Origin of the sequence: Arthrobacter sp. H20 (genome assembly GCF_000520515.1) — a bacterium.
Lineage (GTDB): Bacteria > Actinomycetota > Actinomycetes > Actinomycetales > Micrococcaceae > Arthrobacter_D.
Genome location: NZ_KI914712.1, coordinates 192,829 through 200,188 on the forward strand (window position 1 = coordinate 192,829; position 7,360 = coordinate 200,188).

The 7,360-nt window shown below is 66.9% G+C and carries 6 protein-coding genes; 4 read left to right on the forward strand and 2 right to left on the reverse strand.

Annotation, left to right across the window (positions count from 1 at the left end; all coding sequences use genetic code 11):
* Positions 1–67 precede the first annotated feature (67 nt).
* From Y703_RS0103345 to Y703_RS0103360, 4 genes are read left to right on the forward strand one after another with little or no spacing between them, the layout of a single operon-like run.
* Positions 68–826: a LamB/YcsF family protein gene (locus Y703_RS0103345; RefSeq protein WP_026551588.1), complete on the forward strand. Its 759-nt coding sequence runs from the start codon at positions 68–70 to the stop codon at positions 824–826.
* Complete coding sequence (locus tag Y703_RS17620; protein ID WP_035763587.1) at positions 823–2,454, forward strand: 5-oxoprolinase subunit B/C family protein; 1,632 nt, start codon at positions 823–825, stop codon at positions 2,452–2,454. The genes Y703_RS0103345 and Y703_RS17620 overlap by 4 nt, the downstream gene beginning before the upstream one ends.
* Before the next feature lie 30 nt (positions 2,455–2,484).
* Positions 2,485–4,251: an acetyl/propionyl/methylcrotonyl-CoA carboxylase subunit alpha gene (locus Y703_RS0103355; protein ID WP_026551589.1), complete on the forward strand. Its 1,767-nt coding sequence runs from the start codon at positions 2,485–2,487 to the stop codon at positions 4,249–4,251.
* Positions 4,252–4,282: 31 nt separating this feature from the next.
* Complete coding sequence (locus Y703_RS0103360; protein WP_035763590.1) at positions 4,283–4,993, forward strand: GntR family transcriptional regulator; 711 nt, start codon at positions 4,283–4,285, stop codon at positions 4,991–4,993.
* A 25-nt stretch (positions 4,994–5,018) separates the two neighbouring features.
* Here the strand turns inward: Y703_RS0103360 and Y703_RS0103365 are convergent, their stop codons facing one another.
* Together Y703_RS0103365 and Y703_RS0103370 are read right to left on the reverse strand one after the other, a co-directional pair.
* Positions 5,019–5,783 (reverse strand): putative hydro-lyase, encoded by a 765-nt coding sequence (locus Y703_RS0103365; RefSeq protein WP_253907915.1) that lies wholly within the window; start codon positions 5,781–5,783, stop codon positions 5,019–5,021.
* Between the two features lie 26 nt (positions 5,784–5,809).
* Positions 5,810–7,027: an NRAMP family divalent metal transporter gene (locus tag Y703_RS0103370; RefSeq protein ID WP_026551592.1), complete on the reverse strand. Its 1,218-nt coding sequence runs from the start codon at positions 7,025–7,027 to the stop codon at positions 5,810–5,812.
* Positions 7,028–7,360 lie beyond the last annotated feature (333 nt).

Below are 7,360 nucleotides of genomic sequence, written 5' to 3' on the forward strand. Positions count from 1 at the left end.
AAATTGTTGAACAATCTGCCAAACTCGTGCATCCTAGAGGGACCACTCAGAAGAGACGAGGATCACAATGGTGTACATCGACCTCAACAGCGACGTCGGCGAATCGTTCGGAAACTGGACCATGGGCGACGACGCCGCCATCTTCCGCTCGGTCTCCAGCGCCAATGTGGCATGCGGGTTCCACGCCGGGGATCCCTCCACCATTTCGCAGACCTGCCGGGACGCCGTCGCCGGGGGTGTGACGATCGGCGCGCACGTCGGCTACCGGGACCTGGCCGGGTTCGGGCGCCGCTTCCTCGACTGCTCCCCCACTGAACTGGCCGACGACGTGCTCTACCAAATCGGCGCCCTCGACGCGATCTCCCGGGCAGCCGGCGGCACCATCCGCTATGTGAAACCCCACGGCGCCCTCTACAACACCATCGTCAGTCACGAAATCCAGGCGCAGGCCGTAGTGGATGCAGTCAAGGCGTTCGGCGGTGATCTGCCCCTGCTGCTCTTGCCGGGCTCGGTAGCACTCGTCGCAGCGGAGAAAGCTGGCCTCCGCGGGGTCGCCGAAGCTTTCGCCGACCGCGCGTACAACCCGGACGGCACACTGGTCTCCCGCCGCGACCCCGGGGCCGTCCTTCACGATGAACACGAAGTCGCCGCCAACATGGTCCGCCTCGCCACCGAGGGCATCATCGTTGCCCGCGACGGCTCCCAGGTCAAGACCACGGCCGAAAGCATCTGCCTCCACGGCGACACCACCGGCGCCGTGTCCATGGCCGCCGCCGTCCGCCGCGACCTCGAAGCCGCTGGCGTCGAGATCCGGAGCTTCGTGTGAGACCTCCGGAAATCCGCTGGGCCGGGCCGCGCGCCCTGCTGATCCAGCTGGAGTCGCTGGACTCGGTCCTCGCGATGCACGCCCACCTGCAGCAGCACCCGTTCCGCGGGCAGGTCGACGTCCTCGCCGCCGCCCAGACTGTCCTTGCGATCTTCGATTCCGGCGCCGCCGCCCGCGCCGCCCGGACCGCCGTCGCTCACCTGAACACGTCGCCGGCCACCGAGACCGCGGCGACCGGCGATCCGGTGCGGATCGAGGTGGTGTACGACGGCGACGACCTCGCCGAAGTGGGCCGCCTCACCGGCCTCGACACTGACGGTGTCATCGCCGCGCACACCGGCCAGCTGTGGACCGCAGCGTTTGGCGGCTTCGCCCCCGGGTTCGCCTACCTGGTCGGGGAGAACGAATCCCTCGCCGTCCCGCGCCGAACCTCTCCGCGGACCGCCGTCCCCGCCGGAGCGGTCGCGCTGGCCGGCAACTTCTCGGCCGTCTATCCGCGACGCTCCCCCGGCGGCTGGCAGCTGATCGGCCGGACAGCATCCCGCCTGTGGGATCTGGGCCGTGACCAGCCGGCCCTGCTCCGCCCCGGCACCGCCGTGCAGTACGTGGCCGTGCGGGAATCGGTGACGGTGACGGACCATGGGTCCGACGTCGGACCGTCGACGGCAGCGCCGCATGAAGTCCTCGCCTCTCTTGAGATCCTCGCCCCCGGACCGCAGTCATTGATCCAGGACCTGGGGCGACCCGGCCTCGGTGACGTGGGCGTTTCCAAGGCTGGCGCCGCCGATACCGCGAGCGCCCGCCAAGCCAACCGGCTGGTCGGCAACGCACCGGGCGATGCGGTGATCGAGACCATCCTCGGCGGTCTCACGGTGAAAGCCAACGGTGAACTCACTCTTGCCCTGGCCGGAGCGATCACGCCCGCCGAGATCACGGGTGGAGACAACACCCGCACCGCACCGATGTGCTCACCCTTCGCACTGCACGACTGCGAAACCCTTCACCTCGACCTACCCGACGCAGGGCTCCGCACCTATCTCGCGGTCCGCGGCGGAATTGACGTGCCTCAGGTCCTCGGCAGCCGTTCCACCGATGTGATGTCGGGAATCGGGCCGGATCCCCTCGCGGCGGGAACTGTGCTGCCCATCGGGGCGATCGACCAGGGCCGCACCGTCGGCGCACCGGAACCCTCCACCCTTCCCGACGACGTCCGGCTGGGCGGTATCGGGTCAGGCCCCTCTGAACCGGTGGTCCTGCGCATCACCGGTGGTCCCCGCCATGACTGGTTCACCGCCGAATCCCAGGAAGCGCTCACCAGGCAGACCTGGACTGTGACCGCCGAATCGAACCGGATCGGAGTCCGGCTCACCACCAGCGAAGAAGCGGACCCGCCGCTCGAACGCGTCAGCACCGACGAACTCCCCAGCGAAGGGGTAGTCGCCGGGTCGCTGCAGGTCCCGCCGTCGGGTCTGCCAGTCCTCTTCCTCGCCGACCATCCGGTGACCGGAGGGTACCCGGTGATCGGCGTCGTCGTGCCCGATGACCTGCCGATCGCAGCCCAACTGGTCCCCGGGGCGGTGCTGCGTTTCGAGGCGGTGGACCCCGAGACGCTGGAACTGCTCAACTAAATGACCCCGAAGCTCGTGAAAGTAGTAGCCATGAACAAGGTCCTGATCGCCAACCGCGGGGAAATTGCCGTCCGCATTGCCCGCGCGTGCACCGACGCGGAGCTGACCTCGGTTGCCGTCTATTCCGATCCCGACGCCGATGCCCTCCACGTCCGGCTCAGCGACGAGGCGTACGCACTGGGCGGATCGGCCAGCGCTGACACCTACCTCAACATCGATAAGATCCTCGCCATCGCGAAGAAGGCCGGCGCCGATGCCGTGCACCCCGGCTACGGCTTCCTCTCCGAGAACGCCGACTTCGCTGACGCAGTGCAGAACGCCGGGCTGATCTGGATTGGTCCGTCACCCGCAGCGATCCGGAGCCTGGGTAACAAGGTCACCGCCCGCGAGATCGCCGTCAAGGTCGGCGCACCGCTGGTCCCCGGTTCCGACGGGCCGGTGGCCAACGCCGAAGACGTCCGCGCATTCGCCGAACAGTACGGCGTGCCCGTCGCCATCAAGGCAGCGTACGGCGGAGGTGGCCGCGGGATGCGGATTGCGCACCGGATGGAGGACATCGATGACGCGTTCGATTCAGCGGTCCGCGAGGCAACCGTCGCGTTCGGCCGCGGGGAGTGTTTCGTTGAACGGTTCCTCGACAAGCCGCGGCACGTCGAGGCGCAGGTCCTCGCCGATACGCACGGCAACGTCGTCGTCGTCGGCACCCGCGACTGCTCCCTGCAGCGCCGTAACCAGAAGCTGGTGGAGGAAGCCCCCGCCCCGTTCCTGACCGATGACCAGCGCAGCCGCATCCACGAGTCGGCCCGCGCCATCTGCCGCGAGGCCGGCTACACCAGCGCGGGCACCGTCGAGTACCTGGTGGCGCCCGACGGCGTGATTTCCTTCCTGGAGGTCAATACTCGCCTGCAGGTAGAACACCCGGTGACCGAGGCGACGTCGGGCATCGATCTGGTGCGCGAACAGTTCCGCATCGCCGCGGGACTGCCCGTCAGCATCACCGAGGACCCGACGCCGAAAGGCCACGCGATCGAGTTCCGGCTCAACGCCGAGGACGCCGGCCGCGGGTTCCTCCCCTCCCCCGGCCCGGTGGACGTGTTCGAAGCTCCCACGGGCGCAGGCATCCGCGTCGACACCGGGGTGCGCTCCGGGTCCAGTGTGCCCGCCGAGTACGACTCCCTGATGGCCAAGCTCATTGTCCACGGCGAAGACCGTTCGCAGGCGCTGCGCCGCGCCCGCGCCGCCCTGGATGAACTACGGATCGAGGGTCTGCCCACGGTGGTTCCGTTCCACCGCGCAGTGGTGCGGGACCCCGACTTCACCAACCCGGACAAGCTCGGCGTCTACACCACGTGGATCGAGAACGCGTTCGCCGAGCGGCTGGACGCCGCACTGTCCAGTGGGGCAACTGGGCCGGTCGCTCGGCGCGAGACTCTCACCGTTGAGATCGATGGCAAGGCAGTCCAGCTCGGATTGCCCGCCGAGGTATTCGCCGCGCTAATGAACGGTGGCGGGAGCGGTGGAAGCAACGGCGGCGGCGCCGTTGCGCAGTCACCAGAGAACACAACTAACGACGACGGCGCGGTCACCGCCTCAATGGGCGGCACTCTGGTGAAGTGGCTGGCCGACGACGGCGCCACGATCACCGTAGGGCAACCCATCGCGGTCCTGGAGGCAATGAAAATGGAAACCGAGGTGCTCTCCAAGTCAGCCGGGACGTTCCAGCGCGGTAAGCAGGAGCCAGGTGCCGCCGTTGGGCGCGGCGGCGTCCTGGGGAAAGTTCTGAGCACGGTCGGCTAACATCTGTTGGTGACGAGGGTGGGGAAAAGCAATGGCGATAACAGCAGCAACTGAGCTGGACAGGACATCGGGATCGGCCGAGCACGCGCACACTGCTGTGTGGATCGCCACGGTGCTGCGGGGCCGGATTGCCGCCGGCGAACTGACGCCCGGGTCCAAGCTGTCGGAGCAGTCGCTATCAATGGCGCTCGGCGTGTCCCGCAATACGCTGCGTGAGGCGTTCAGCGTGCTCGCCGGTGAATCGGTGGTCACCAAGATCCCTAATCGTGGCGTGTTCGTAGCGTCCCCCGGGATCGAGGAGGTGCGCGAAATTTACCGAGTGCGCCGGATGATCGAACCCGCGGCGGCCCTGTGGGGCGAGGTCACTCCAGAGGTTCTCGAGAACATGGAGGCCGTTGTGGAGCGGGCGCAGACGGCGCGCGACGCCGGTTCGGTCGCTGACATGGCCGACGCCAACCAGGCGCTCCACAGCGCCGTGGTTGGCCTGGCCGGAAGTGAATCGCTGCGGACCCTGATGGACCGGGTGCTTGCCGAGATGCGGCTGGTGTTCCACGCGATGGCCTCGGCCCCCGACTTTCACAGCCACTACGTGGACCGCAACGTGCAGCTCGTTGAGCGGCTGCGCGCCGGGCAACGGGAAGACGCCGCCGCCGGGCTCCGCGCTTACCTGGACTCGGCCGAGGCTGAGCTGGTGGGGCATCTCGCCCGGGACGCTACCGCCGAGCAACCCCGCACTTCCTAGGGCACCAGGGGGGTGTGAGCCGACGTCAGGGCACCAGGTAGTCGCTGTCCCGGGCATCGGTGATCAGCATGTGCCCCGGCGCGTGACCGATCGCCAGCGGCGGGCGTGACTGCATTACCGCAGCCTGCGGGGTGACCCCGCAGGCCCAGAACACCGGGATGTGCCCCTCGGGGATCTGCACCGCGTCACCGAAGTCCGGCGAGCCCAGGTCAACACCCAACTCCTCCGGATTCCCCACATGGACGGGGGCGCCGTGCACTGCCGGATAGCGGGAGGTGATGCGGACGGCGTCGGCCACCTGAGCGGCCGGGACCGGCCGCATGGAGACCACCAGCGGGCCGGACATGGCGCCGGCGGGAGCGGCCTCGCGGTTGGTCCGGTACATCGGCACGTTCACGCCCTGGTCGATGTGCGCAATCCTGACTCCCCCGTCCTGCAGCGCGGTTTCGAAGGTGAAGGAGCAGCCGAACAGGAACGTCACTAGGTCATCGCACCAGTGGGCGGTGATGTCGGTGGGCTCGTCCACCAGGACGCCGTCGTGATACACGGTGTACTTCGGGACGTCGGTCCGGATATCACCGCCGGCCAGCAGCGGCCCGGTGGTTTCGCCCGGCTCCAGCACCCCGAGGATGGGGCACGGTTTGGGGTTGCGCTGGGCGAAGAGCAGCAGATCGAACGCCTGCTCCCGCGGGATCGCCAGCACGTTCACCTGCGCGTAGCCGCGGGACCAGCCCGACGTCGGGCTCACCAGTCCGCCGCGGAACGCGGCTCGCGCGGCGGCAGGCAGCATCGAGGCTGGGTCAGCCGGCAGGTCGATCAGCCCCATAGCTTCGCGAGCCCGGTGATGGAGGTGTAGCCGAGGAACAGGGTGAGGAACCAGGTGATAACGCCAATGATCAGCAGCCACTTGGGGTAGGCGTAGCCGTGCATCAGGTCGCGGCGGCGCCAAGCCACCCAGAGGAGCACCCCGAAGCCGACCGGCAGGATGAGCCCGTTGAACGCGCCGGCGAAGATCAGCAGCTGCTGCGGCGCCTGGCCCAGGAAGAGGTAAACAGTCGCGCAGCCGGCGATGAACGCGACGGTGATGAGGTTCCGCTTCCGCTCGGGGGTCTTCGAGGTGGTGATGAAGGAGACCGAGGTGAACGCGGCACCGATCACCGAGGTGATCGCGGCGGCCCAGAGGACAATGCCGAAGACCCGCATACCGATCTCCCCTGCTGCAATGCCGAAGGCTTCGGCGGCCATGTTGTCGCTGGTCAGCACCGCACCGCCTGCGACGACGCCGAAGATCGCCAGAAACAACAGCACCCGCATCACGCCGGTGACAATAATGCCCAGCACCGAGCTGCGGGTGATTTCCCTCACGTTCTCGATGCCCGTGACACCCGAGTCGAGCATGCGGTGCGCGCCGGCGTAGGTGATGTAGCCACCGACCGTGCCGCCCACCAGGGTGGTGATGATGAGGAAGTCGATCTGTTCGGGGAGGATCGCGTTCTTGAGCGCCTCACCAACGGGCGGGGCCGCAACGATAGCCACGTAGATCATCAGGAGGATCATGATCGCACCGAGGAATACCACTATGCGGTCCAGCGCCATACCGGCCTTCTTGCTGACGAAGATCATGATCGCAATGACTGCTGAGATGGCGCCGCCGATCTTGGGGTCGACGCCGAGCATCGCGTTGGCGCCGAGCCCGGTGCCGGCGATGTTGCCGATGTTGAACACCACTCCGCCGATGAAGACCAGCCCGGCAAGGAACCAGCCCACACCGGGGATGACCTTGTTACCGAGTTCCTGGGCGCGAAGTCCTGAGACGCCGATGACACGCCAGACATTCATCTGGACGGCGATGTCGATGAGGATCGAGGCCAGAATGGCGAAGGCGAAGGCCGCACCGATCTGGGCGGTAAAGACAGTGGTCTGGGTGATGAAGCCAGGCCCAATGGCGCTGGTCGCCATGAGGAACATGGCTCCCAGCAGCGCGGTGCGCCGAGCGGAGGAGCTCAGCTTCGGTTTGTTCTCGGTATCTGCCATGGGCCCGTCCGTTTGCTTCCAGGTGACCGGGGTCACATTTAGTATTGGGAAAGACCCTACAGGTTGTTGAACAATCTATGCAAGGTATTGTTCAACAATTTCGAGATGACTTGAGGTTCAGTCCTTTTGCGAGCTACCCGAAGCTGCGACGTTCGGTCCGATCGTCAAGTGCTCTAGTGTAGCGTGTCGTTGATTCCTTTGGGGCTGATTGTTTGTCAGACTTGATTCATGGTTTATTTGGCGAGGGCATTGGAGTTGCGTGACGGGGACAAAGGTGCCCTGGAGGCGCTGACTCGTGGGAAAAGCATCGACCGCGACAGTGGCTCTGCGGGC

Bases quoted from the DNA above. Each gene is read 5' to 3' on its own strand.
- Y703_RS0103345 (WP_026551588.1), top strand. From the start codon at position 68: ATGGTGTACATCGACCTCAACAGCGACGTCGGCGAATCGTTCGGAAAC.
- Y703_RS0103355 (WP_026551589.1), top strand. From the start codon at position 2,485: ATGAACAAGGTCCTGATCGCCAACCGCGGGGAAATTGCCGTCCGCATT.
- Y703_RS0103360 (WP_035763590.1), top strand. From the start codon at position 4,283: ATGGCGATAACAGCAGCAACTGAGCTGGACAGGACATCGGGATCGGCC.
- Y703_RS0103365 (WP_253907915.1), bottom strand. From the start codon at position 5,783: ATGCTGCCTGCCGCCGCGCGAGCCGCGTTCCGCGGCGGACTGGTGAGC.
- Y703_RS0103370 (WP_026551592.1), bottom strand. From the start codon at position 7,027: ATGGCAGATACCGAGAACAAACCGAAGCTGAGCTCCTCCGCTCGGCGC.